The organism is Bradyrhizobium sp. ORS 86, from assembly GCF_045571475.1.
GTDB lineage: Bacteria > Pseudomonadota > Alphaproteobacteria > Rhizobiales > Xanthobacteraceae > Bradyrhizobium.
The window spans coordinates 6,031,839-6,056,850 of record NZ_CP120699.1 but is presented as its reverse complement, the minus strand read 5'-3'; the positions used below and the strand labels follow the sequence as shown (position 1 = coordinate 6,056,850).

22 protein-coding genes are annotated in these 25,012 nt (G+C 64.4%); 8 read left to right on the top strand and 14 right to left on the bottom strand.

The window, feature by feature from the left end; translation table 11 throughout:
- The first annotated feature begins 42 nt into the window (after positions 1 to 42).
- The gene (ligA, locus tag P6U25_RS27910) at positions 43 to 2,193 is read left to right on the top strand and encodes an NAD-dependent DNA ligase LigA (RefSeq protein ID WP_407147965.1); all 2,151 of its coding nucleotides are present in this window, start codon (positions 43 to 45) and stop codon (positions 2,191 to 2,193) included.
- Positions 2,194 to 2,347: 154 nt separating this feature from the next.
- Here ligA and P6U25_RS27905 read toward each other — a convergent pair whose 3' ends face one another.
- Both P6U25_RS27905 and P6U25_RS27900 read right to left on the bottom strand, forming a co-directional pair.
- Positions 2,348 to 3,628 carry a multidrug effflux MFS transporter gene (locus tag P6U25_RS27905; protein ID WP_407147964.1) on the bottom strand — a complete coding sequence of 427 codons (1,281 nt, stop codon included), beginning with the start codon at positions 3,626 to 3,628 and terminating at the stop codon, positions 2,348 to 2,350.
- Positions 3,629 to 3,891: 263 nt separating this feature from the next.
- Positions 3,892 to 5,721 (bottom strand): aminopeptidase P family protein, encoded by a 1,830-nt coding sequence (locus P6U25_RS27900; protein ID WP_407147963.1) that lies wholly within the window; start codon positions 5,719 to 5,721, stop codon positions 3,892 to 3,894.
- A 248-nt stretch (positions 5,722 to 5,969) separates the two neighbouring features.
- Here P6U25_RS27900 and P6U25_RS27895 point away from each other — a divergent pair, with 248 nt between their 5' ends.
- On the top strand, positions 5,970 to 6,158 hold the full coding sequence (locus P6U25_RS27895; RefSeq protein ID WP_407147962.1) for a hypothetical protein: 189 nt from the start codon (positions 5,970 to 5,972) through the stop codon (positions 6,156 to 6,158).
- Between the two features lie 7 nt (positions 6,159 to 6,165).
- Here the strand turns inward: P6U25_RS27895 and P6U25_RS27890 are convergent, their stop codons facing one another.
- Together P6U25_RS27890 and P6U25_RS27885 are read right to left on the bottom strand one after the other, a co-directional pair.
- Positions 6,166 to 6,672 carry a hypothetical protein gene (locus P6U25_RS27890; protein ID WP_407147961.1) on the bottom strand — a complete coding sequence of 169 codons (507 nt, stop codon included), beginning with the start codon at positions 6,670 to 6,672 and terminating at the stop codon, positions 6,166 to 6,168.
- Positions 6,669 to 7,553, bottom strand: a complete 885-nt coding sequence (locus P6U25_RS27885; protein ID WP_407152629.1) for a 50S ribosomal protein L11 methyltransferase — start codon at positions 7,551 to 7,553, stop codon at positions 6,669 to 6,671. The genes P6U25_RS27890 and P6U25_RS27885 overlap by 4 nt, the downstream gene beginning before the upstream one ends.
- A 158-nt stretch (positions 7,554 to 7,711) precedes the next feature.
- On the opposite strand from P6U25_RS27885, the gene P6U25_RS27880 reads away from it, so the two are divergent.
- Positions 7,712 to 7,876, top strand: coding sequence for a Flp family type IVb pilin (locus tag P6U25_RS27880; protein WP_407147960.1), 165 nt, complete (start codon positions 7,712 to 7,714; stop codon positions 7,874 to 7,876).
- 321 nt (positions 7,877 to 8,197) lie between these two features.
- Here the strand turns inward: P6U25_RS27880 and P6U25_RS27875 are convergent, their stop codons facing one another.
- Positions 8,198 to 9,799: a phytoene desaturase family protein gene (locus P6U25_RS27875; RefSeq protein WP_407147959.1), complete on the bottom strand. Its 1,602-nt coding sequence runs from the start codon at positions 9,797 to 9,799 to the stop codon at positions 8,198 to 8,200.
- Positions 9,800 to 9,988: 189 nt separating this feature from the next.
- On the opposite strand from P6U25_RS27875, the gene P6U25_RS27870 reads away from it, so the two are divergent.
- Positions 9,989 to 12,250 (top strand): spermidine synthase, encoded by a 2,262-nt coding sequence (locus P6U25_RS27870; protein WP_407147958.1) that lies wholly within the window; start codon positions 9,989 to 9,991, stop codon positions 12,248 to 12,250.
- A gap of 23 nt (positions 12,251 to 12,273) precedes the next feature.
- Here P6U25_RS27870 and P6U25_RS27865 read toward each other — a convergent pair whose 3' ends face one another.
- A complete protein-coding gene (locus tag P6U25_RS27865; protein WP_407152628.1) occupies positions 12,274 to 12,861 on the bottom strand; it encodes a TetR/AcrR family transcriptional regulator in 588 nt (195 codons plus the stop codon).
- A 144-nt stretch (positions 12,862 to 13,005) separates the two neighbouring features.
- Between P6U25_RS27865 and P6U25_RS27860 the strand changes: the two genes are divergently transcribed.
- Entirely contained in the window at positions 13,006 to 13,563 is a 558-nt protein-coding gene (locus P6U25_RS27860) for a DUF308 domain-containing protein (RefSeq protein ID WP_407147957.1), read from the top strand.
- A gap of 46 nt (positions 13,564 to 13,609) precedes the next feature.
- Here the strand turns inward: P6U25_RS27860 and P6U25_RS27855 are convergent, their stop codons facing one another.
- Together P6U25_RS27855 and P6U25_RS27850 are read right to left on the bottom strand one after the other, a co-directional pair.
- Positions 13,610 to 14,452 carry an alpha/beta hydrolase gene (locus tag P6U25_RS27855; protein WP_407147956.1) on the bottom strand — a complete coding sequence of 281 codons (843 nt, stop codon included), beginning with the start codon at positions 14,450 to 14,452 and terminating at the stop codon, positions 13,610 to 13,612.
- A 323-nt stretch (positions 14,453 to 14,775) separates the two neighbouring features.
- A complete protein-coding gene (locus tag P6U25_RS27850) occupies positions 14,776 to 15,555 on the bottom strand; it encodes a L,D-transpeptidase (RefSeq protein ID WP_407147955.1) in 780 nt (259 codons plus the stop codon).
- Between the two features lie 287 nt (positions 15,556 to 15,842).
- Here P6U25_RS27850 and P6U25_RS27845 point away from each other — a divergent pair, with 287 nt between their 5' ends.
- Positions 15,843 to 16,172 carry a hypothetical protein gene (locus tag P6U25_RS27845; protein WP_407147954.1) on the top strand — a complete coding sequence of 110 codons (330 nt, stop codon included), beginning with the start codon at positions 15,843 to 15,845 and terminating at the stop codon, positions 16,170 to 16,172.
- A 137-nt stretch (positions 16,173 to 16,309) separates the two neighbouring features.
- Here the strand turns inward: P6U25_RS27845 and P6U25_RS27840 are convergent, their stop codons facing one another.
- The 5 genes from P6U25_RS27840 to P6U25_RS27820 form a co-directional block, all read right to left on the bottom strand.
- Positions 16,310 to 17,071: an ABC transporter permease gene (locus P6U25_RS27840; RefSeq protein ID WP_407147953.1), complete on the bottom strand. Its 762-nt coding sequence runs from the start codon at positions 17,069 to 17,071 to the stop codon at positions 16,310 to 16,312.
- Complete coding sequence (locus P6U25_RS27835) at positions 17,068 to 17,991, bottom strand: ABC transporter ATP-binding protein (protein ID WP_407152627.1); 924 nt, start codon at positions 17,989 to 17,991, stop codon at positions 17,068 to 17,070. Before P6U25_RS27835 ends, P6U25_RS27840 begins: the two co-directional genes overlap by 4 nt.
- Before the next feature lie 439 nt (positions 17,992 to 18,430).
- Positions 18,431 to 19,099: an OmpA family protein gene (locus P6U25_RS27830; protein WP_407147952.1), complete on the bottom strand. Its 669-nt coding sequence runs from the start codon at positions 19,097 to 19,099 to the stop codon at positions 18,431 to 18,433.
- A gap of 11 nt (positions 19,100 to 19,110) precedes the next feature.
- Positions 19,111 to 19,524, bottom strand: coding sequence for a hypothetical protein (locus P6U25_RS27825; protein ID WP_407147951.1), 414 nt, complete (start codon positions 19,522 to 19,524; stop codon positions 19,111 to 19,113).
- 64 nt (positions 19,525 to 19,588) lie between these two features.
- Positions 19,589 to 22,183, bottom strand: coding sequence for an ATP-dependent helicase (locus tag P6U25_RS27820; protein ID WP_407147950.1), 2,595 nt, complete (start codon positions 22,181 to 22,183; stop codon positions 19,589 to 19,591).
- A 284-nt stretch (positions 22,184 to 22,467) separates the two neighbouring features.
- Here P6U25_RS27820 and P6U25_RS27815 point away from each other — a divergent pair, with 284 nt between their 5' ends.
- Positions 22,468 to 22,641: a DUF1328 domain-containing protein gene (locus P6U25_RS27815; RefSeq protein WP_407147949.1), complete on the top strand. Its 174-nt coding sequence runs from the start codon at positions 22,468 to 22,470 to the stop codon at positions 22,639 to 22,641.
- A gap of 13 nt (positions 22,642 to 22,654) precedes the next feature.
- On the opposite strand, the gene P6U25_RS27810 is transcribed toward P6U25_RS27815, so the two are convergent.
- Complete coding sequence (locus P6U25_RS27810) at positions 22,655 to 23,182, bottom strand: thioesterase family protein (protein ID WP_407147948.1); 528 nt, start codon at positions 23,180 to 23,182, stop codon at positions 22,655 to 22,657.
- A 148-nt stretch (positions 23,183 to 23,330) separates the two neighbouring features.
- On the opposite strand from P6U25_RS27810, the gene P6U25_RS27805 reads away from it, so the two are divergent.
- Positions 23,331 to 24,755 carry an FAD-binding oxidoreductase gene (locus P6U25_RS27805; protein WP_407147947.1) on the top strand — a complete coding sequence of 475 codons (1,425 nt, stop codon included), beginning with the start codon at positions 23,331 to 23,333 and terminating at the stop codon, positions 24,753 to 24,755.
- The last annotated feature ends 257 nt before the right edge of the window (positions 24,756 to 25,012 follow it).

Here is a 25,012-nt window from a genome sequence, read left to right as displayed (position 1 = left end):
CGGACCGCCCGGTGTGGCAGACAACGATAGCGCGACCGTTGCATGGCCAAAGCAGCAAAAGAGAAAACACTCCCCGACATCGACAAGCTCACCAAGGCCCAGGCCAAGGTCGAGCTGACGCGCCTCGCGCTCGAGCTCGAGGGCCACGACAAGCGCTACTACCAGGAGGATGCGCCGAGCATCACCGATGCCGAGTACGACGCGCTGCGGCAGCGCTACAACGCGATCGAAAAGCGCTTTCCCGAATTCGTCACCGCGGAATCGCCGTCACAGAAGGTCGGCGCGGCGCCATCCGGGCGTTTCAGGAAAGTCCGCCATTCATTGCCGATGCTGTCGCTCGACAATGCGTTTGCCGAGCAGGATGTGCTCGACTTCGTCGGGCGCATCGCACGGTTCCTGAAGCTGCCGGACGACAAGATCGATTTCTCGGCCGAGCCGAAGATCGACGGGCTTTCGATGTCGCTGCGCTACGAGGGCGGTGAACTCGTCACCGCCGCGACGCGCGGCAACGGCGCGGAGGGCGAGGACGTCACCGCTAATATCCGCACCCTCGAGGACGTGCCGCAGAAGCTCAAGGGCCGTAACGTGCCCGACATCTGCGAGGTGCGCGGCGAGGTCTATATGACCAAGCATGCGTTCCTGGCGCTGAACGAGCGGCAGAAGGCTGCCGGCGACACCATCTTCGCCAACCCGCGCAATTCGGCGGCGGGCTCGCTGCGGCAGAAGGATCCTGGCATCACCGCCTCGCGCCCGCTCGGCTTCTTCGCCTATGCCTGGGGCCAGATGAGCGCGATGCCCGAGACCACGCAGACCGGCATGATCCACTGGTTCGAGCGATGCGGCTTCAAGACCAATCCGCTCGCCAAGTTGTGCCACTCGGTCGAGCAACTGATCGCGTTCCATCGTACGATCGAGGAGCAGCGCGCCGAGCTCGATTACGATATCGACGGTGTCGTCTACAAGGTCGATCGCATCGACTGGCAGGAGCGGCTCGGTTTCGTCTCGCGCACGCCGCGCTGGGCGATTGCGCATAAATTTCCTGCCGAGCGCGCCATGACGGTGCTGCGTGACATCGAGATTCAGGTCGGCCGAACCGGCTCGTTCACACCGGTCGGCAAGCTCGAGCCGGTCGGCGTCGGCGGCGTGATCGTGCAGAACGTCACGCTGCACAACGAGGACTACATCAAGGGCATCGGCAACAAGGGCGAGGTATTGCGCGAGGGCCGCGACATCAGGATCGGCGACACCGTCGTGGTGCAGCGTGCCGGCGACGTGATCCCGCAGGTCGTCGACGTCGTGCTCGACAAGCGGCCGAAGAACGCCAGGGAATTCCACTTCCCGAAGACGTGCCCGTGTCCGTTGCACACCGACGTGGTGCGCGAGGAGACAGCGGCCGGCGAGGAGGGCTCACGCGCCCGCTGCACCGGCGAGTTCGCCTGTCCCTACCAGAAGATCGAGCACCTCAAGCTGTTCGTGTCCCGCCGCGCCTTCGACATCGACGGCCTCGGCGAGAAGCAGCTCCAGTATTTCTTCGACGCGGGCTGGGTAAAGGAGCCCGCCGATATCTTCACGCTGCCCAAGCGCAACGCCAAGCTGAAGCTGGAGCAGATCGAGGGCTACGGCGAAACGTCAGTGCGCAATTTGTTTGCCGCGATCGACAACCGCCGCAGGATCTCGCTCGAGCGCTTCATTTACGCGCTCGGCATGCGTCATGTCGGCGAGACCACCGCGCTGGCGCTAGCTCGCGGCTACGGCTCGTGGGACGCCTTCCATGAGGCCTGCCTCAAGATCGCCAAGGGCGACGAGGAGGCGATCGCCGACATGGATGCGCTCGACCAGATCGGCGACACTGTGATCAAGAGCATCACCGACTATTTCGGCGAGAGCCACAATCGCGGCATCGTCGAACGGCTGACCGGTGAATTGGACGAGATCGTCGATGCCGAGAGGCCAAAGAGCAACTCGGCGATCGCCGGCAAGACGGTGGTGTTCACCGGCTCGCTCGAGAAGATGACGCGCGACGAGGCCAAGGCGACGGCCGAACGGTTGGGGGCCAAGGCCGCCGGCTCGGTGTCGAAGAAGACCGACTATCTCGTCGCTGGCCCCGGTGCCGGCTCGAAGCTAGCGGAAGCACAGAAGCACGGCGTCAAGGTGCTCACCGAAGACGAGTGGCTGAAGCTGATCGGAGAGTGAGGGGCGGCCGGCGCCGCATTCTCCATAGTCGTCACCCGCGAAGGCGGGTGACCCAGTATCCCAGGGACGTCAGCGAGATACGGAAAAGCCGCGGCGTACTGGATCCCCGCCTGCGCGGGGATGACGAAGTGTGGGTGCGGCACGAGCAAGTGACTCACATCATCCCGCTTTCTTCCTCTTCCGCCTGCTCGATCAGCGCCTCGCTGACCACCATATTCCGCCGCGGCACGACGAAGATCATCGTGCACGCGCAGGCGAGCGAGATCGCTGAGATCGCCGCTGTCAGCGGCAGCGTGGTGGTGGTGTGGCCACCGAGATAGGCGCCGAATTGCGAGATCAGGGCGCCGATTCCCTGTTGCAGGAAGCCCATCGCGCCCGAGGCGGTGCCGGCGGCTTCGGGGCGGATGCTGATCGCGCCGGCGGCGGAATTGGCCATCACGAAGGCGTTGGCGACCATCACGATCATCTGGGTGCCGAACAGCCAGAGCGGGGCCTGGTTCACGCCGGTGAAACTCCAGACCAGGTTCAAGAGGCTGCCGCCGACCTGCAACGCGAGGCCGAACCAGATCAGCTTCTCCAGCGAATGTCGCGGTGCAAAGCGCACGCACAGGAGGTTGCCGACCAGATAGGCGAATCCTGTGGTCGCAAACCACGCGCCATATTCGGCGCTGGTGCGGCCCATCTGCATCACCACGATGTAGGGACCGCCACCCGCGAAGGCGAAGATGATCTGCGAGGCCAGCACCTGGCACAGCATGTAGCCGACGAAGGCGCGGCTCTGCATCAGCTTGCCGAGATCGCCGCGGAAGCTAGAGCTCTCGGCGCGATCGCGCCGGGTCTCCGGCAAGGCCAGCGCAATGAAGATCGTGATCGCAAGCGACGCAGCCGTGATCAGATAGAGGATCGCGCGCCAGCCGAACGCGGTCTCCAGCAGGCCGCCGGTCAGCGGGCTCACCATCTGCGCGATCATCAGCGCCGCGACCACCAGGCTGATCATCGCGCCGACGCGCTCGCGTGGATAGAGGTCGCGGATGATGGCGCGGCTGATCACCATGCCGCTGGCGCCGCCGAGCGCCTGCAAGAAGCGCGCGGCGATCAGTTGCGGCAGGGTTTCCGCGAACACCGAGCCGATACCTGCCGCCACCATCAGGCCGAGGCCGGCGAGCAGCACCGGCCGCCGGCCGAACTTGTCGGACAGCGGTCCCATGATGAGCTGCGAGAGGGCGATGCCGACCATGTAGAGCGACACCGTCATCTGCGCGACGGAGATATCGCGGCCAAAGGTGGTCGCCAGCACCGGCAGTGCCGGAACCAGCATGTAGAGCGAGATCGGCGCCACGCCCGTCATGACGACGAGCATCAGCAGCATAACCTTCGATGTCGCGATGTTGTTGTCCGTGGCCGCGTCGGGCGGCTTGCCCATCACGCCGTGCATTCAGGTCCGATCCAGCATTGTGAATCGACTGTAGCGTTCTCGTGCGCGCGGAATACGTGTGTTTCGGCATACGCCCATGCCGATTCCGGGAGGCGCCAGTCGAAGGTGTTTCGCCTCGCGCAACAGGCATCGTTGTCGTCCTCCGCGAAAGCGGGGGGCCCAGTATTCCAAAGACATCAGTTCTAATCCGATGGGCTGCGGCGTACTGGCTCCCCCGCTTTCGCGGGGGATGACACTGAGTGTGGGGAGAGATGCTCGCGCTGTTACTTGAGCGCTGCCGTCGCCTCATCCAGCCACAGTTTCGTTGTGTTGTCGTCGAGATGCGGGCGCACCACGCTGACGACGCGGGCGTGGTAGTCGTTCAGCCACGCCAATTCGCCTTCGCTCAGCATGCCGACCTCGATCAGGCGGCGGTCGATCGGCGCCAGCGTCAGCGTCTCGAACGCGTTGACCGGCTTCTCCGCGCCCGTGATGTCGGTGCCGATCACGAGCTCGAGGTTCTCGATCCGGATGCCATAGGCATCGGTCTTGTAGTAGCCGGGCTCGTTGGACAGGATCATGCCGCGCTTCAGCGGCGTGGTGCCGAGCTTGGAGATTCGCGCCGGCCCTTCGTGCACGCTGAGATAGCTGCCGACGCCGTGGCCGGTGCCGTGCTCGAAATCGACGCCGGCCTGCCACAGATATTGCCGCGCCAGCGTGTCGAGCTGCGCACCGGTGGTGCCGTCGGGGAAGATCGCGCGGGCGATCGCGATGTGGCCCCGCAGCACGCGGGTGAAACGGTCGCGCATCTCGTCGGTCGGCTGGCCGATCGCGATGGTGCGAGTGACGTCGGTGGTGCCGTCCTCATATTGCGCGCCAGAATCGATCAGCAGCAGGTCGCCGGGCTCGATCCGGCGGTTGCTCTTGCGCGTGACCCGGTAGTGCACGATGGCGCCGTTCGGCCCGGTGCCGGCGATGGTCGGGAAGGAGACGTCCTTCAACGCCGCGGTCTGGCGGCGGAACGTCTCGAGCGCCTCGACGGCGTCGATCTCGGTAAGCCCGCCCGAGGGAGCCTCGCGATCGATCCAGGCAAGGAAGCGCGTCAGCGCCACCGCGTCGCGCTGGTGCGCGGTGCGGGTGCCCTCGATCTCGGTCATGTTCTTGACCGCTTTCAACATGCTGACCGGATCGCTGCCGCGCACCGGCTTGCCGCCGGCGCTTGCGATCAAGCGGCTCAAGGCGTCCGCCGCGGTCGCGCTGTCGAGCGCGATCGAGGCGCCGCGCTTGGCGAGCTCGGTGAGCTTCGGCGTCAGCGCGGCCGGCTCCTCGACGCCGGCGGATTGCTCGAGATGGTCGCGCGTCGAGTTCGACAGCTTGCGCTGATCGATGAACACCAGCGGCCGGCCTTCCTTCGGCACCACGGCGTAGGACAGCGGCAGCGGCGTATGCGAGACGTCGGCGCCACGGATGTTGAAGGTCCAGGCCACCGCATGGCTGTCGGAGAGCACCAGCGCATCGACGCCGAGCTTGGTGATCTCGAGCCGGATGCGCTTGAGCTTCTCGGCCTCGATCTCGCCCGAGAATTGCGGGCCGTGGATGCTGACAGGGCCGAGCGGCGGCGCCGGCCGCTCGTGCCAGATCGAATCAACGGGATTGCTGTCGACCGCGACGAGTTCCGCGCCGGCCTTGGCGCAGGCGGCCGCGAGCCGTTCGGTTGCCGCCGATGTATGCAGCCACGGGTCGAATCCGAGACGATCGCCGGCGGACAGATGCCGCGTGACCCAGTGCTCCGGAGGCGGATCGACCAGCGGCTCGATGTCCCAGGCCTTGCGGTCGACCTGCTTGCCGGCCTGCAGGGTGTAGCGGCCATCGACGAACAACGCTGCCTGCTTGGCCAGCGCGATCGCAAGCCCGGCCGATCCGGTGAAGCCCGTCAGCCAGGCCAGCCGCTCCTCGGATGGGGCGACATATTCATTCTGCTGCTGGTCGGCGCGGGGAATCACGAAGCCGGTCAGCTTGCGCCGCGCCAGCTCCTCGCGAAACGCGCTCAGCCGGGCGGTCAGCGCCACGCCGCCTTCGGGTTCTTCGAACGTCTGGAAATGAGCTTCGAACATCGCCCTCGCACTCTCATTGGATGAAGCATGGTCCTTCGGAAAAAACGCTTTCCACCTCGGCTGATCATGCTCTAAGTTCGGCTGGGTCGCTCCGCAATGCGCCCAGCATGTCCACAATTTGGCATAACTTATGCTTGAATCGTGGCATAGCCATTAGAAAAGACGGAACGGCTTCCCGGGCAAGTCGTTCGTCAAAAAATTCCGGGAGTGTCCAGGAGTGTCTCAACTCGACGGCGAGGAGATGCACCATGCCTGCGTTCACGTTTGAGAAGATCACACCGCCGGCTCACAACGGCCCGGTTGCACCCGTGGAGCAGAAGCAACGTGGCGTCATCGTCCAGATTTTGGACCGCCTCGTCGAGGCGCGCATCAGGCGCACGCCGCCGCAGGACCAGACGGTGACGCTCGCTCGCCCCGATCGCGAGCCCTCCGAATAATCAGCCGCTACTGTTCGAGGTCTGACGCCTTCGCTACCGTCGCGTTGACGACCTTGGTGCCTTCGAGTTCCCGCACGATCCGTTCATCCGGGCCGACGATGCCGAGATCGAACTCGTGCTCCGGTGTCACCAGCGTCATCCGCTGACCGACGACCACGACCACGGTCATGTCGAGCGCTTCGCCGGAGATGGCCCATTCCCGTAGCTCGCTATGGTACGGCTCCTTGCGCCAGGCGTCCGGGAAGCCGGGATCGCAGCGGACTTCGAGGCCGTCGTCCGATGTCGTCAGGACGAGCTTGGATTGGTTCGGCTTCCAGTGGTCGCCCAGCAGCTCATTGACCAGCCAGACGCAGGCGAACGACCGGCACTCCGCCGGCCGGTTCAGATAGATCAGACATCCATGCCCTGGCTTGCAATGCGCGCACCATGTGTTGACGGGCTTGGCCAGTTCCTCGATCGCCATCACCTTGCAGCAGAGCGTGCAATCGCCGCACTGCCTGCCGGACATGGTCATTGCACGGCGCGCAGCAGCAGGCTGCTCCAGCCCTCGATCTTGAGATGTCGCAGCGGCACCAGCCCGCGTGCGCGGTAAGCGGCGATGACGGCCGGCGCCTGGTGAGTCAACAGGCCGGAGAGAATGACCTGCGCCGACGAAGCGAGGTGCCGCGCCATTGGGCCGGCCAGTTGCCGCAGCGGATTGGCGAGGATGTTGGCGAGCACGAGATCGAACGGCCCGTCCTCGGCGAACCGCGGTGCCGCGAAGCCGGTGGCCTGGATCACGTCCACCAGGTGTCCCGCTCCGTTGAGCCGGGCGTTCTCCTCGGCCACCCGCACCGATGGCGCATCGATATCGCTCGCCAGCACCCGGCCATGCCGAGCCTTGGCGGCGGCGATCGCCAGCACGCCGGTTCCGGTGCCGAGATCGAGCACGCGGCGCGGCTGACCGGCTTTCAGCACGTGGTCGAGCAGTAGCAGGCAGCCGCGCGTGGTGCCGTGGTGACCGGTGCCGAAGGCAAGCGCGGCCTCGATCTCGATGCCGAGCTTGTTTGGTGGTACCCTTGTCCGGTCGTGCTGGCCGTGGACGACGAAGCGGCCGGCCGGGACCGGGACGAGATCCTCAAGGCTCGCCCTCACCCAGTCTTTTGCCTCCACGGTGTCGAACGTCATGGCCTCCGCGACATCCTGTCGCACGGCGTGCCCGACCAACTCGCGCAACAGCGCCTCGTCCGGCGGGTCGGCGAAGTGGACCGTGACATCCCAGCGGCCGTCAGGCCGCTCGAATGCCGCGAAAGCAGCCTGATCCTCGAAGAATACCTCGGAGAGCGTGTCCACGACGCGCTTTGCGGTCGCTTCGTCGGGGAGGGTGACACTGGCGCGGTGCGTGGAGGGGGTCATCGAATGCCGGTAGCGCGGTTCGTGCTGAGATTTCAACTTTGATTCGATTGCCGCGAGATTCTACGCGTTGCGCGTTCAATCAACTTTAGGTTTTGCCGTAGTAGTAGGTAGACAGGAACAAGTCCCTTGTTCCGGATAGACCAAAGGGCAGGGCTACCATGAACGCAATTATCGTTAAATTCTTGCAGAATGAATCCGGCGCCACGGCCATCGAATACGGCCTGATCGCGACCGGCATCGCGATCGCCATCATTGCTGCTGTGAACGGCGTCGGCACGGCGCTGAGCGGGACCTTCAGCACGATCAGCACATCCTTGAAATAATTTGGCGACGCGACGGCGTTCTCAGCGCACCGGGTGACAATGTCGCCCGGTGCTTTTTTGCGACCGGGCGGGCGGGATTCCGTCGCACCCAGCTCCGAACGTCCACCGGATCTCCACAGATCGAACTCGAATCTATCAACAGGGTATACACGACGTTACGCCGGGCTTGCGGGCCTGGCGCTGCACAGCCTGTCCACAGCGGTGTTGACGAGTTGTCCCCGCAGGGCACCCAGCGCAGTACAGAGCTGATCCACCGGTTCTCCACTGGTCATCCACCGTTGTCTCCACATCTCGGCGGTGTAGCCGGGAGCGCTGTCGCGTTCACGAAAACAGCCTCCGATGGTCCGCCAAGATGGCCCGTGCCGCGTTGTGCCCGGGGGCACCGGTAACACCCCCGCCGGGATGGGCGCCCGAGCCGCAATGGTAGAGCCCCCTGAGCGGCCCGCGGTAGTCGGCATGGCCGAGCATCGGCCGCGCCGAGAACAACTGGTTCAGCGTCAAAGCGCCGTGGAAGATGTCGCCGCCAAGCAGGCCGAACTGGCGCTCCAGGTCGAGCGGCGACAGGATCTGGCGCCCCACCACGCTGCCCGCGAAGCCGGGGGCGTATTGATCGACCGTTGCGATCATGAGATCGGCGACCTTCTCGCGATGGTCGTCCCAGGATTTGCCGTCAGGCAATTGCGGCGCGACATGCTGGCAGAACAGGCTCGCGACATGCCGGCCCGGCGGGCTCAGCGTGTCGTCGAGGGTCGAGGGGATCAAGAGCTCGACCACGGGCGCGCGGCTCCAGCCGAAGTCGCAGGCATCGCGCCAGGCGCGATCCATGTAGCCGAGGCTGGGGGCGATGATGATGCCTGCGGTCAGGTGATCGCCGAAGCCGGGCAGCGCCGTGAACGAGGGCAGGGCATCGAGCGCGACGTTCATTCTGAATGTGCCGGAGCCGTTCCGCCATCGCGAGATGCGGGTCGCGAATTCATGCGTCAGCGCGCTTGCCGGCACAAGGTGTGTATAGAGCAGCTTCGGATTGACGTTCGAGGCGACATATTTGGCGCGGATGGTTGCGCCATTGTCGAGAACGACGCCGCAGGCGCGGTCCTTCTCGACGATCACTTCGCGCACGCTGGCGTCGGTCTCGATCTCGGCGCCGTGGCCGCGTGCCGCACGCGCCATCGCTTGCGTGATCGCGCCCATGCCGCCGATCGCGTGGCCCCAGACGCCCTTCTTGCCGTTTACTTCACCGAAGGCATGGTGCAGCATCACATAGGCCGAGCCCGCCGCGTAGGGGCTCGCGTAGTTGCCGACGATGGCGTCGAAGCCGAACAGCGCCTTGACCAGGTCGCTCTCGAAGCGTTCGTCGAGCATCTCGCCGGCCGAGCGCGTGAACAGGTCGAGCAGGTTGCGCTGCTGTTCGAGTGAGAGCTGCCGCAGGTCGTTGGCGGAACGAAGCGCATTGAAGGCCTCGCGCATCGCGCCAACACCAAATCCCTCGACGACGTTCGGCGGTGCGCGCAGCACGAAGTGGCGCAACACGTCGGCGATCGCTTCGAGTTCCCGCGAGAACGCGTCGATCTCGACGGCGTCGCGCTCGCTCAACCTTGCAACCGACTCCCTGGTGCGGCCTTCGCCGGTCAACAGATAGCTGCCGTCGGGTGCGGGCAGGAAATTCTGAGCGCGGCGCTCGACGATCCTCAAGCCGTGATCCGCCAGTTTCAGGTCAGCGATGATTTTCGGATTGAGCAGGCTCACCGTGTAGGAGGCGACCGAATTGCGAAAGCCCGGTGCGAATTCCTCGGTGACTGCGGCACCGCCGACCACCTTGCGGCGCTCGACGACCTTGACCCGCAAGCCTGCCATCGCGAGATAGGCTGCGCAGGTGAGGCCGTTGTGCCCCGCACCGATGATGACGACGTCCGTTTCGTTCATGTCCGCTTCAAGAAGGAGTGATCAGGCACAAGCCGAACGCGTGCTGTCGCGCCGTTGCGACACTTCGTCAAGTCCGCGTTATCGGCGTTTCTTGCCCGTGATGCTGCCATATGCTCAGGTCAAGCTGTCCGGTGCGGCCTCGCCGGACCGTTCGCCTCCGGCGCCCGCCGGGTTCATGCCGGAGCTTTCATGACGTCTGAGCCGTCAGCCTCGCGAAACCGGCTGGTGCTGGTTGTCTACACCGCCGCGATCTTCGTCAGCGCCCTGCTGCTGTTCTCGGTGCAGCCGCTGTTCACGAAGATGGTGCTGCCGCGGCTCGGCGGCTCGCCGGCGGTGTGGTCGGTGGCGATGGTGTTCTTCCAGTCGCTGCTGCTCGGCGGCTATGCCTATGCGCATCTGCTGATGAAGCTCAGCAACCGCGTCCTTCCCGTGGTGGTGCATCTGGCGCTGCTGGTGGTCGCGTTGCTGACGCTGCCGCTCGCGATCCGCAGCGGCTGGGGAGAACCACCGAATTCGGGCTATGCGTTCTGGCTGCTCGGCCTCTTCGCGGTCTCGATCGGCCTGCCATTCTTTGCGCTCGCCGCCAACAATCCGCTGCTGCAGGCCTGGTTCGTGCGCACCGGCCATCCCAACGGTCCCGATCCGTATTTCCTTTACGCATCCTCGAACATTGGGAGCTTCCTGGCGCTGCTGTCGTATCCCGTGCTGCTGGAGCCGATGTTCACCTTGCGCGCCCAGAACCTCATCTGGACCGGCGGCTACGGCCTCCTAATCGTGCTGATCGCGGGCTGCGGCGCGCTGCTGCTGTTCGCGCCGGCCAAGGCCGCGATACGCGACGTGCAGGTTGGCGATGCCGCGGCACCGGCGCCGTCCTGGCTGCTGCGCGCGCGCTGGATCTTCCTGGCCGCCGTGCCGTCGGGCCTGCTGATCGCGGTCACCGCGCATATCTCGACCGACGTCGCCGCCGCGCCCTTGCTCTGGGTGCTGCCGCTGTCGCTGTATCTTCTGACCTGGGTGCTGGTGTTTCAGTCGCGCCCGTTGCTGCCGCACAAATGGATGCTGCTGGCCCAGCCGCTGGCGATCGCAGGCGTGGTCGTCCTGCTGGCGTTTGGCGGCGAGCAGAATCTGCTGCTGACGCTCGGCGGCCATCAGCTCTGCTTCTTCGTCATCGCGATGGCCTGTCATGGCGAGCTTGCGCGCACGCGCCCTGCGGCGAAATATCTCACCGGCTTCTACGTGGCGCTGTCGTTCGGCGGCATGATTGGCGGCCTGTTTGCGGGGTTGATCGCGCCGTTCACCTTCTCATGGGTCGCCGAATATCCGATCCTGCTGGCGCTGGCGGCGCTGTGCCGTCCCTCCGGCGCCGAGCGGCTGCCGCGCTGGAGCGCCTGGTACTGGCCATTCCTCGCGGTCGTAGCAGTCGCGCTGATTGCGCCGTCCTATTGGTCCGGCGAGGTGTTCAATTGGCTGGATGGCCGGCGGGTCTGGATGATCGGCGGACTCGGGGTGTTTTCCGCGCTGCTGGTCTTCGCGCTGAATGCCGACCGATGGAAGGTCTTTGCCACTGTGGCGGTCGCGCTGGTGTTGTTGCGTGCCTATCCGTCCGACGATGGCCGCGTCGACACGGTGCGCAGCTTCTTCGGGGTGCACAAGATCGTGGTGACGCCGGACGGACAATATCACGTGCTGATGCACGGCACGACGATCCACGGCGCCCAGAAATTCAAGAACGACAACGGCACGCCGGTTACAGGGCGGCCGGAGCCGATCAGCTACTATCACAGGGATGGCGGGATCGGGCAGGCGATCACGGCGATGCGCGAGCGCAAAGGTGCGCCGCTGAAGGTGGCGGTGATCGGGCTGGGCTCAGGCACGTTGACCTGTGCATCGGTGCCCGGGGAAGACTGGAAGTTCTTCGAGATCGACCAGAGCATGGTCGACACCGCCCGCGACCCCAAGTATTTCACCTATATCCAGAGCTGCGAGCCGGACCTGAAACCGGTGATCGGCGATGCGCGGCTGACCTTCACGAGGGAGCCCGACGCTCTCTACGATCTCATCATCGTCGACGCCTATTCGTCGGATGCGATCCCGATCCATCTTGCGACCAAGCAGGCGATGGCGATCTACAAGGCGAAGCTCGCGCCGCACGGCGCGGTGGTGATGCATGTCTCCAACCGGCATCTCGAGCTGGCCAGCGTCGTGGTCGGCATCGCCGATGCCAATGACATGACGAGTTGGGTCTACAGCGAGGATTCGGGGCGCGACAACGAGTATATCTTCGCGACCTCGGTGGTGGTCTCGGCGCGCGATGAGGCCGACGTCGGCAGGCTCGCCACGTCAAGCGTCTGGACCGCGACCCCTGCCAACGAAAACCAGCGGATCTGGACCGACGACTATTCGAACGTGCTGGGCGCGGTCTATCGCCGCTTGCGCGACGGCGAGCAGTAGCCTGATTTTATGCCGCCGACGCTTTAGCGATCCGGTGTCAGCAGCTTTGCCATCTGGGAGTTGACGATCGCGACGAACACGCCGGGATCGTTGAAGGCCCGCGCAGAGAGCATTGCTCCATGAACCGATGCCATCAGCATTTGAGCTTCGTCTTCCGGGCGCTTGTCCAACTGGAATAGGTGCTGCTCTGCGCCAGCCCGCAGCACTGCGGTAAGCCATCTTGCAAGACCATGGAAATGGGCCCGGACGCGTGATGAGACTTCTTCCGGCAGCATCGGCATCTCGCCGGCAAGCATCGCGCAGACGCAGAACGGCAGCGAGGAATCGCGAATGCACGTCTGCCAGAAGTTGATGTAGGACTGCAGTTGATCGGCGGGGCTTGAGAACTGCTCCTGGAGAGACTTCAGGCCCAGCTCGGCCTGCTGCCTGTAGCGATCCACCAGCGCCGAGACCAGCTTGGCCTTGGTCGGAAAGTGATGGTGGATGCTCGCCTTCCTGATCCCGATCGCATCCGAAATATCGGCATAGCTGAACGCGTTGTAGCCTCCCGCGACGATCAGAGACTGGGCGACATCGAGAATTTTTTCTGAGGTGAAAGTCATCGAGCTCATGTCGGCGCGCCTACCTTCCAGTAGGTAAGTTGTCAAGTCATTGCAGCGCTCCCGGTTCAAACGAAGTCGTGACCGAACAATCGGTTGACTCGGAACAGCTTGCCTACCTACTGATAGGTAGACAAAGGGCAAGGAGCACCCCCAATGCAAAGTCAATCTTGGTCCCAATCGGCCTGGCTACGATCCTACTATCTTGCGCGCGCCATCTTCTCGATCGCCTGGGTTGCCGCTGCCGTTCTGTTCAGCCAGCAATCCGGCCTTGTCGGGCTTCTGCTCGTGGTCTACCCGGCATGGGACGCCATTGCCAATCTGGCTGACGCCGGGGTCAACGGCGGTCTGAAAGCCAACCCATCGCAGGCATTGAATGTCGTGGTCAGCACGGTGACGGCGCTCGCCGTGATCGCGGTGATCAGCCACAGCACATATGCCGTCCTGGCCGTATTCGGAGTTTGGGCCATCCTGTCGGGTGTGCTGCAATTATCCACCGGCGTCAGGCGTTGGCGTCACTATGGCGCGCAATGGGCGATGATCCTGAGCGGTGCGCAGTCGGCCCTCGCCGGCGGCTATATGGTCAGCCGATCCATTGGCACCGTTGCGCCAACCATTCTGGACATTGCTCCTTATGCAGGCTTCGGCGCGTTCTACTTCCTGCTTTCCGCAATCTGGCTCGTCGCCGTAGCTTATCGCAGCGCGCACGCCTAGGCGCCGCCGGGCGTGGAGCGCGACGGCTTCACGGCCACCTCGACAGCTATTTCCTCTCCGTCGGCGTTGCGTTCGCCGAGGCGGGCGTCGACGCGGCGAGCAGCGGCATTGTCGGCGCGCCGTCGTCCTCGTCGAGGAATTGCTCCACCGACGCCTGGATCGAGGATTTGACGCTGTCGGGGCCTCGATCGCTGAGGTCGTTGTGCTGGAACTCGGTTCTGACCACCTTGATCCCGAGTCTCTTGCACGTCGCGTCGTCAGGAACGACGCCCGGGTCCGACTTGAAGTGCGGATCCTTCGAGCGGAACGACAGGATCTTGATCTTGCCATTGGTGACAAAGGGCACGCGCAGATTGTCCAGCGTGACCACTTTCCGGACCATGTCGGGATGTTGCTTGGCGAAGAACATCGAGATGTCGCCGCCATTGGAGTGGCCGATCAGCGTCAGGTGGCGATAGTCCGCGTGCGGGTAGAGCTTCCTGATCTCGTCGATCGCATACATGATGTTGGAGATGCCGCGATTATATTGCATGCGGCGGCCGACATATTCCTCGCCGACCTTGGTCACCATCGGTGCGTCCGTATCGAGGTCGTGCTGGACACTGACCACGAGGTAGCCGCGGGCGGCGAAAACATTCGTGAGGAACGAGTATTCGGTGTTCTTGACGGTGTTGCCATGGCTCAGGATCGCGACCGGCAGATCGATCATCTCGGCCAGGGACTGCATCTCACGGTCGCGACGGACTGCGATCTCGACGGAGACAGTGCGGTCATCGCGCAGAATGTCGTGGAATGTCATCATCGTGTGGCGGATCGCCCACGCGTGGGTCGTGGAGTAGGCGGCGATCACCACGACGCACAGGCAAAAGACAATGATGCCCCGTTTCATTTCAACCCCTGAGATCGCGGAACCTGACGCGCTCTGATTCGGGCATGATCGGGCACTTCGTGCGAAGGGCATCCGGGGGCCGAGCGGGCGCTGTGGCCGCGGAATATCAAGGGCAACCTTTACAGCGAGATGACGAGCATACGACGGGCCACCGCGCGGGCACGCGACGACGTCCTGCGCGGGTCACAAGCAGGTGAAATCCGGATGCAAGAGCGGTGATCATGTTCGGCGAACGGGCAACGGAAAAAGGGGTTTGGTCGACACCGACTGCAACATTGAGAACGCAGCGAGTGCGCGTTCAGACGAACGCGCGCTCGGTCAAGTCAGTCCTGATAGGTGAAGAACCCGCGCTGCTGCTGATAGGACGGCCGCGGCTGGTAATAACCCTGCGGTGCCGGTGCGTAGCCCTGGTTGCCATAATACTGACCATAGCCCTGCGCGTTGTAGACGCGGCGGCTTGACGGCGGCGCCGGATAGCGGCGGTCGGTCGAGCTGCCGTCGGCAGGATAGATATAGCCATCGTCGGCCCGCGCCGCCGGATATTCGCGCGGCTGCGGCGTCAGGACGACCGGCTCGCCCGCGGCGCCGTATTGCTGATCATAGTCCTGGTCCTGCGGTGCGCGGCGGGCGACCGCGGTGCCGTTGCGCCCACGCGGGTTGCGCGCCAGAGCGACCTGGGCCGAGCCGGTCAAGGTCACCGTGGTGTTGAGCACGCCTTCCTTCTCGACCAGCGCGTAGAGCGTGGAGGCGTTGGTGCGCGACAGCCGCACGCAGCCGTGCGACGCCGGTGTGCCGAGGCGGCTGACCGAGTCGGTGCCGTGGATCGCATGCCCGATCTTGGTGAAGAAGATCGAGTGCGGCATCGGCGCGTCGTCGAATTCCTTGGAAAAGTGGTCCTCCTCCATGCGGAAGGCGCGGAAGGTGCCGTTCGGCGTTTCACGGGAGGGAATGCCGGTGGAGACCGGCCAGTGATACCGCGTGACGCCGTCGACCGCGACGGTCATCTGCTGATTGTCCTTGTCGATGGTGATATCGACCTTGGCCTGCGCGGCGCCGGCGGTGAAAAGCATTGCTGTCGCGAATGCAACGAGGAAGGAACGCATCTTATCTTTGGCCTCCAGGCCTGATCGCAGCGCCGTGGCTGTCCGTCCCCGGCAACCAATATGCACGGAATCCGCTTTTGGTTCCAGTGGCCCGCATGGCATCGTTAATCGGGGCCGCGGCGCAAGCAAGGCCGATGGAGCGATTTGTCGGTCACGGCGTCCTGACTTTTTCGCGAGCAAGCCGCGACATCGGCTCTAATTGGCCGTCAATGCGCAACCATTTGGCCGCAAGCGCATTTCACAATCCCGCCAAGCGACGCATTCGCGTCGTGTTTTAAGGAATCGAGATGAACAACAGCAAGGTTAAGAGCGCGGCCGCCGTCCCAGCCGGCCCATTCGCGCGGCTCCTGTTTGCGGCCGCAGCCCTCGCCCTGTCGCTGCTGGCAATCCCCCATGCCGGCCATGCTCAGGGCATCGTCCGCGGAGCCCAGCAGGGCGCCTATGAAGGTAACCGGGTGGCCGGGCCGGTGGGCGGCGTGGTCGGCGGAGCGGTCGGCGCCGGCGTCGGCGGCGCTGTGGGTGCGGTCAAGGGCGTGTTCGGCATTCCCGATCGCGGCTGGCGGCGCGGCCATCGCTGCCGCGGCTATTATCGCCACGGCCACTTCTATTGCTATTGAGGCGGTCGCCGCCATTCCGCGGCGTGACGAGGAGCGCAGTCCGGATGGAGCGCAAGCGAAATCCGGGGCCGTTCTCGCCACTCAAGTCACGAAGCTCCCCGATTGCGCTTCGCTCCATCGGGGTTACGTGAACGGCGTCAGTTCTTGAGCCGGTAGCCGGTCCTGAAGATCCACGCCACGATCGCCATGCAGACGACCAGGAAGCCTACGGTCATGCCGAGGCTCAGCGGCACGCTGACATCGGCGATCTCGGAGAAGCTCCAGCGGAAGCCCGAGATCAGGTAGACTACGGGATTGAACAGCGTGACGGTGCGCCAACCCGCCGGCAGCATGTTCACCGAATAGAAGCTGCCGCCGAGGAAGGTCAGCGGCGTCACCACCAGCATCGGGATCATCTGCAGCTTCTCGAAGCCGTCGGCCCAGATGCCGATGATGAAGCCGAACAGGCTGAAGGTGACGGCTGTCAGCACCAGGAAGGTCAGCATCCAGACCGGATGAGCGATGTGCAGCGGCACGAACAGGCCGGCGGTGGCCAGGATGATCAGGCCGAGGATGATCGATTTGGTGGCGGCGGCGCCGACATAGCCGATCACGATCTCGAAATAGGAGATCGGCGCCGACAGGATCTCGTAGATGGTGCCGACGAATTTTGGGAAGTAGATGCCGAACGAGGCGTTGGAGATGCTCTGCGTCAAGACCGACAGCATCACGAGCCCGGGCACGATGAAAGTGCCGTAGCTCACGCCCTCGACCTGGGTGATGCGCGAGCCGATCGCGGCGCCGAACACCACGAAATAGAGCGAGGTCGACACCACGGGAGAGACGATGCTTTGCAGCAGCGTGCGCCAGGTGCGCGCCATTTCGAACAGATAGATGGCCCGGATGGCGCGGAAATTCATGGCGCCCTCACGAGGCTGACGAAGATATCTTCCAGGGAGCTCTGCTTGGTATCGAGGTCCGAGATTCGGATTCCCGCATTGCGGAGATCGTTGAGCAGGCTGGTGATGCCGCTGCGATCGGCCTTGGTGTCGTAGTCGTAGGTCACGGCGCGGCCGTCGCCGGACAGTTCGAGATTGTAGGCGGCGAGGTCAGGCGGAATCATATCGAGCTTGTTCTGTAGTTGCAGCGTGAGATGCTTCTTGCCGAGCTTCTCCATCAGCGTCGTCTTGTTCTCGATCAGGATGATCTCGCCCTTGTTGATGACGCCGACGCGGTCGGCCATCTCCTCGGCTTCCTCGATGTAGTGCGTGGTCAGGATGATGGTGACGCCGGAGGCCTGCAACGCGCGCACCACCTCCCACATGCCCTTGCGCAGTTCGACGTCGACGCCGGCCGTCGGCTCGTCGAGGAACAGGACCTGCGGCTCGTGCGACAGCGCCTTGGCGATCATCACGCGGCGCTTCATGCCGCCGGACAGCGTGACGATCTTGCTGTCCTTCTTGTCCCACAGCGACAGGTCCTTCAGCACCTTTTCGATATGGGCGGGGTTCTTCGGCTTGCCGAACAGGCCGCGGCTGAAGCTGACCGTGGCCCACACCGTCTCGAAGGCGTCGGTGTGCAGCTCCTGCGGAACCAGCCCGATCATCGACCGCGCCGCGCGATAGTCGCTGATGATGTCGTGGCCGCCGACCGAGATCTTGCCCTGGCTCGGGTTCGCGATGCCGCAGATGATGCTGATCAGCGTGGTCTTGCCGGCGCCGTTCGGCCCGAGCAGCGCGAAGATCTCGCCCTTGGCGATGTCGAGATTGATGTTGCTCAACGCCTTGAAGCCGGAGCCGTAGGTTTTCGAAAGGTTGGAGACGGAGATGATCGGCGGCATGGACAGGCGATGGCGTGAGGGAGGGGCGCGCAAAGCGGCGCCCGGGGAACGGGGCGGGATGAGGGTTATCGGCAGATAGGAACGCCCAATCCGTTCTGCAATCACCCGATCGGGCAGAAAATTTATTCTGCGGCGTGGGCCCGGGGCAGGCAATTCGATCAACGCGACCATGGGTTTCCAGCCCGCCCCTTTACTAATGGCACGCACCAGGCCTTTTCCCTTCTTTGGGTGCGGGACGACCAGTATTTGCCTGGAGGCCGGGTTCTTGAAGACGTGGTGCAAGCCGACAACGCGAACGAGGCTCCATCCCTCCCGCTCCAACCGTCAGATGATGTCGCGGCTGCTGGTCAACATGACGACGTCTTCCCTGAACCAAGTGTCCGAGCGTTTTGGGTTCAAGCCGCCTCGCGTTAAGTGAGGGAAACCCTTCTGACCTTTCCTAGCGTCTCTTCGCCGGCTTCTTGGCGGCAGCGGCCGGCGCCGGATGCGCGGGCGGCGGCTCGGCTTGCTCGGCGACCTTGGAGAGGGTCACGATCTGGATCTGGTTGTTGACCGGCGCGTTCGGATGCGTGGGATCGAGCAGTTGCTCCTCGCCGAGCCCGACCGATTGCAGGCGCTTGGCCGAGATCTTGAAGGTGTTGACGAGGATGTCGCGGATCGCGTCGGCCCGGCGCTGGCTGAGGATCGCGTTGCTCTCGCGCCGGCCGGTCGATTCGATGTGGCCGACGATCAGGAAGGTGTAGGGCTGCAGCGAGGCGCGCACCAGCGCATCGGCGATGCGCCCGACGGTCTGGTACGACCCCGGCAGCACGATCGGCGTATCGACGTCGAACTGGATGTCGGCATTGAAGGCCGGCAGGCCGGTCAGCTCGGGCGCGATCGGCGGCCGCTTTTGCGGCGGCGGCTCGTTCTTCGACCGCGAGCGCGACCGCTCGAGCACCTGCTGGCGCAGCGCGGGCACGTCGATATCGGCGGCGTGATCGACATGGTCGAGCTTGGCGACGATGTCGTCGCGTGTAGCCGCTGCCGTTTGCGCAGCCGCAGGCGCGGACGGCATCGTCAGCAGCACCAGCGCACCGAGCATCGCGATGTCACGCAGGTCTCGCATCAACGCGCGCATCACTGATACCCCGCGTCGTTGATGGCTTGCGCGCAATTCCGGGTAAGATTCTTGGCCGCGACGAGGCAAGGCACCGACTTGCTGGTCTCTTTGGTCGAGCCGCCGCACACCTTGACGATCTCGTGCCGGCAGGCGCCGGCGACGGTGATGCGCGCAGCAATCCGCTTCTGGATGGCGTCGAAGGTCGAGAAATAGGTTGCCTTGCAATCGGCCGAGATCGCGTCCCGATTGCGTGACAGGCATTCCTTGAGGCGGTTGGAATCGAGGTTGACGCCGCGGCAATTGGCGGTGATGTCCGCGCCGCAGGCCTTGGCGAGCTGCGCTGCCGCATCGCCAAAGCTCAGCGTTTCTGCTGCCGCCAGCGACGGCGCCGTCAGCGCGATGACAAAAAAGAAAAACCCGGCCCGGACCATGGGGCCATCTCAACCCGTGAATTCAGCGATGGTCAAGGGCTACGAAAGAAAGGAGGCCGTCGGGTCACACCCGCTCCACAAAGCTGTCGACCACCTTCTTCTCGCCGGCCTTCTCGAAGGCGATGGTCAGCTTGTTGCCGTCGATCTTCACCACATGGCCGTAGCCGAACTTCTGGTGAAACACGCGGTCGTCCAGCGAGAATTCCGACACCGTGCCGGTCGATTTCGCCACCAGCTCGCCTTCGATCACCATCGGGCCGCGCTTGTTGCGGCCGAAGCCGCCGGACGAAGCATCGCTGCGGGAGCCTGAGAATGCCGACTGCCGCTCCTCGAATCCTCCGCCGCCGCGGTTGCGATTCGCCTGGGCGCGCTGCCAGCCCGGGGTCGCGTAGCTCGAGCCGAATGATTCGAGATTGTCGAAGCGCGAGGCGCCATAGCCGCCGGTGCCGCCCCAGCCGGAGCCGCCCTTGGATTCGGTGATCTCGACATTGTGCGCCGGCAACTCGTCGAGGAAGCGCGAGGGGATCGTGGTCGACCAGGTGCCGTGGATGCGGCGGTTGGTGGCGAAATAGATTTTCGCGCGGCGGCGGGCGCGGGTCAGTCCGACATGAGCGAGGCGGCGCTCTTCCTCGAGCCCGGCGCGGCCCTGCTCGTCGAGTGTGCGCTGGCTCGGGAACAGGCCTTCCTCCCAGCCCGGCAGGAACACGTTGTCGAATTCGAGACCCTTGGCGGAATGGAGCGTCATCAGCGACACCGCCTCATCGCCGGCATCGCCGTCGCGGTCCATCACCAGCGAGATGTGCTCGAGAAAGCCTTGCAGGTTCTCGAACTCCTCCATCGAGCGGACCAGTTCCTTCAGGTTCTCCAGCCGGCCCGCGGCATCCGCCGAGCGGTCCTTCTGCCACATCTCGGTATAGCCGCTCTCGTCGAGCACGATCTCGGCGAGCTCGGTATGCGTCGTCACCTCGGACTGGGCGCGCCAGCGGTCGAATTGCGCGACGAGATCGCGCAACGATCCGCGCGCCTTCGGCTTCAGCTCGTCGGTCTCGACTACGGCGCGCGCCGCCTCGAACAGCGGAATGCGGCGCTTGCGGGCGTGATCGTGCAGCATCTGCACGGTGGCATCGCCGAGCCCGCGCTTCGGCACGTTGACGATGCGCTCGAAAGCGAGATCGTCGGCCGGCGAATTGATGGTGCGCAAATAGGCCAGCGCATCGCGGATCTCGGCGCGCTCGTAGAAGCGCGGGCCGCCGATCACGCGATAGGGCAGGCCGAGCGTGACGAAGCGGTCTTCGAACTCGCGCATCTGGAACGAGGCGCGCACCAGGATGGCGACGTCGTTGAGGTTCTCGCCCGCGCGCTGCAGCTCCTCGATCTCCTCGCCGATCGCGCGCGCTTCTTCTTCCGAATCCCAGGAGCCGGTAACGGTGACCTTCTCGCCGTCGACGTCCTCGGTGCGCAGCGTCTTGCCGAGCCGGCCCTCATTGTGCGCGATCAGATGCGAGGCCGCGGCGAGGATGTGACCGGTGGAGCGGTAGTTGCGCTCCAGCCGGATCACCTTGGCGCCGGGAAAATCGTGCTCGAAGCGCAGGATGTTGTCGACCTCGGCGCCGCGCCAGCCGTAGATCGACTGGTCGTCGTCGCCGACGCAGCAGATGTTCTTGGGTGGCGCCGTTGCCGCATTCTCCGTTATTGCGGGATGCGCTGAAAGTGCAGACCCGGAATCTGGAGCCGAGTCCTCCTCACCTCGAGATTCCGGGTTCATGCCTTCGGCATGCCCCGGAATGACGGGAGGGTCGAGGCGCCCCGGAATGACGTCGGAGAGAGCGCGACCCGGCCGCGTCGGCGCCTGCGACAGCAGTCGCAGCCACAGATACTGCGCGACATTGGTGTCTTGATATTCGTCGACCAGGATGAATTTGAAGCGGTTCTGATACTGCCGCAGCACATCCGGGTTCTCGCGGAACAGCCGGATGTTCTCCAGCAGCAGGTCGCCGAAATCGGCGGCGTTGAGGATCTTCAGCCGCTCCTGATAGGTGGCGTAGATCTTGCCGCCCTTGCCGTTGCCGAATGAGGCGGCTTCGGCCGCCGGCACCTGGGACGGCGTGAGCCCGCGATTCTTCCAACTGTCGATCAGGCCGGCCAGCATCCGCGCCGGCCAGCGCTTGTCGTCGATGTTCTCGGCCTGCAAGAGTTGCTTCAACAGTCGCACCTGGTCGTCGACGTCGAGCACCGTGAAATTTGATTTGAGCTGCACCAGCTCGGCATGGGCGCGCAGGATGCGGCCGCCGATCGAGTGGAAGGTGCCGAGCCACGGCATGCCCTCGACCGCCTGGCCCAGCATCTGGCCGAGCCGTACCTTCATCTCGCGCGCCGCCTTGTTGGTGAAGGTCACCGACAGGATCTCGTAGGGCCGCGCGCGGCCCTGGCTCAGGATATGCGCGATGCGCGTGGTCAGCACCCGCGTCTTGCCGGTGCCGGCGCCGGCGAGCACCAGCACCGGGCCGTCGAGCGTCTCGACCGCCTCGCGCTGCTCCGGATTGAGGCCGGAAAGATATTGCGGACCGCCTGCGGCCGCCCGCGCACGCGCGGCGATGCCGCCAGCCGCGGGCTGGTGCTCGGGAACGCCGTGATGGGGCTGTTTGCTCGGCTCGGTCATAGGCGAATCGTCTCGGCCCACGATGGCACCGCGGGACGGTGAAAGGGAGCCTTCTTAGCAGGGATTAAGCCCCATATAGGGCTTCATCGGCCGTTTTGACAGGTTTTATCTGATGGCGCCGGAACGACTCCGCTGACAGTTTTTCGTCCGTTTGGTTCCAGAAATCGGCGAAAATTTCGCGATTTCGGTGGCAGGAACCGGCCCATCGCCGCCGGATTGTTTCTTCAGGTTATGTGCCGGCGCAAACCTGCGCGGCCAAACGAAATGAAGCAGAGGTTTTGGTCATGCTGAGTTGGGTCGTCACCTTCCTGGTCATCGCCCTGATCGCAGGTATTCTGGGCTTTGGCGGTATCGCCGGCGTATCCATCGATATCGCCAAGACGATCTTCTTCATCGCCGTCGTCCTGTTCCTGATCTCGGCTGTGGTCGGTCTGGTGCGCGGCCGCACAAAGGTCTAGCGCGGCTCGACGCTTAAGTCTGCGAAGGCATCGCCACGTTGCGGCCGATGCCTTCGGGACGCGGCACGCCCGCATAGCTGTCGACGATCGATTGCGCGCGGGCGCGGATATCGGGCGGAAACGGCGCCACCTTGCGCGCCTGCATGTCGATGTGCAGCGTGAGGTTCTCCGACGTCGCGGAGATCCAGCCTTCGCTGGCGTGGCGCAGCTCCTCGAATGTGTGCAGCCGCTTCTCGTCGGCGCCGAGCAGGTAGACCGAAACCTGCACGGGATCGCCGAGATGGATTTCCCGCAAATAACGCACATGGCATTCGGCGGTGAAGGTCGAGCAGTGCCGCTCCTTCATGTAGGCCGGGCCGATTCCGATCTGCAGCCACATTTCGTCGATCGCGCGGTCGAACATCACATTGTAATAGGCCATGTTGAGATGGCCGTTGTAATCGATCCATTGCGGCTCGATCTGCATCACCGAGGACAGGAACGGGGCGGGCGGAAGCGAGGTCCTCTTCAAGATCCCCTTGGCGGCCGTCACTGAAGTCATTATCCATCCTCGTCTGTTCGACCCATTCGAGCATCGTTTTGCGAGCATGGTTTCGGCGCGCGATCGGCGGCCAATTTTTCGGATCATGCTCTCTTGACCCCTTATACAAGCTTTGCCACGGTCGGCCAAAGCCGGGAGGAATTTTGACGTGGCGACAACGATTTCGAGCAATGTGATGCGACCTGAGCCGCAGGCTCTCAAGAGCGCGATCGACGCGCTGGCGGCGCGGTTCGGCAACCGGCTCGTGACGTCGCAGGCGGTGCGCGAGCAGCACGCGCATACCACCACGTGGCTGCCGACCCAGCCGCCGGATGGTGTGGTGATGGCGCAGGAAACTTCCGACATCCAGGACGTGGTGCGGATCTGCGCGCAGCACCGCGTGCCGGTGATCGCGTTCGGCACCGGAACCTCGCTCGAAGGCCAGGTCAACGCGCCGGCCGGTGGCATCTGCATCGATCTGCGCGACATGAACAAGGTGCTGGAGGTCCATGCCGAGGACCTCGATTGCGTGATCCAGCCGGGCGTTACGCGGAAGGCGCTGAACGAGCATCTGCGCGACCAGGGCCTGTTCTTCCCGATCGATCCCGGCGCCGACGCCTCGCTCGGCGGCATGACCTCGACCCGCGCCTCGGGCACCAATGCGGTGCGCTACGGCACGATGCGCGAGAACGTGCTGGCGCTGAAGGTGGTGCGCGGCGACGGCGAGATCATCACCACCGGCACGCGGGCGAAGAAGTCGTCGGCCGGCTACGACCTGACGCATCTGTTCGTCGGCGCGGAAGGCACGCTCGGCATCATCTCCGAACTCACCATCCGCTTGCGCGGCATTCCCGAGACGATTGCGGCGGCCGCCTGCTCGTTCGAAACGGTGCGCGGTGCCTGCCAGGCGACCATCCTCGCGATCCAGACCGGCATCCCGGTCGCGCGGATCGAGCTGCTCAACGCCGAGCAGGTGAAGGCCTGCAACAGCTATTCGAAGCTGTCGTTGCCCGAGACGCCGCTGCTGCTGTTGGAATTCCACGGCAGCGAGGTCGAGGTCGCCGAGCAATCGAAGAATTTCCGCGACATCGCCGCCGAATGCGGCGGCGGCGACTTCTCCTGGACCACCAAGCCGGAGGACCGCACCCGGCTGTGGCAGGCCCGGCACGACGCCTATTGGTCGGTGAAGGCGCTGCGAACCGGCGATGGCATCGGCGTGGTCGCAACCGACGTCTGCGTACCGATCTCGCGGCTCGCCGACTGCGTCACCGAGACCGAAGACGATCTGAAGCGGCTCAATCTGTTGTCGCCGATCGTCGGTCACGTCGGCGACGGCAATTTCCACTGCTCGCTGATCTGCGACGTCAACGACAAGGACGAGATGGCGCGCGGCGAGGAGTTCATGCATCGCCTGGTCGAGCGCGCCCAATCGATGGGCGGTACCTGCACCGGCGAGCACGGCATCGGGCAGGGCAAGCAGAAATACCTCAAGGCCGAGCTCGGCCCCGAAGCGCTCGACGCGATGCGCGCGCTGAAGCGCGCACTCGATCCGCAGAACATCTTCAACCCCGGAAAGATCGTTCCTGCCGCCTAAGATTTTCGGTTCCATCCGGCCACAGGGCCTGCGCCGGCAATGGCCCGGATGACGTCAGCTCAGGTCGATCTATCAGTTCGACTGCTGCACCTCTCCCGCTTGCGGGGGAGGTCGGATCGCATCGATAGATGCGATCCGGGTGGGGGCTCTCTTCTCACAAAGAGTCTCGAGTGGAGGCACCTCCACCCCAACCCTCCCCCGCAAGCGGGAGAGGGAGTGCAGACTCTGTGTGGCTGCCGGTTCACCGTGACCTCATC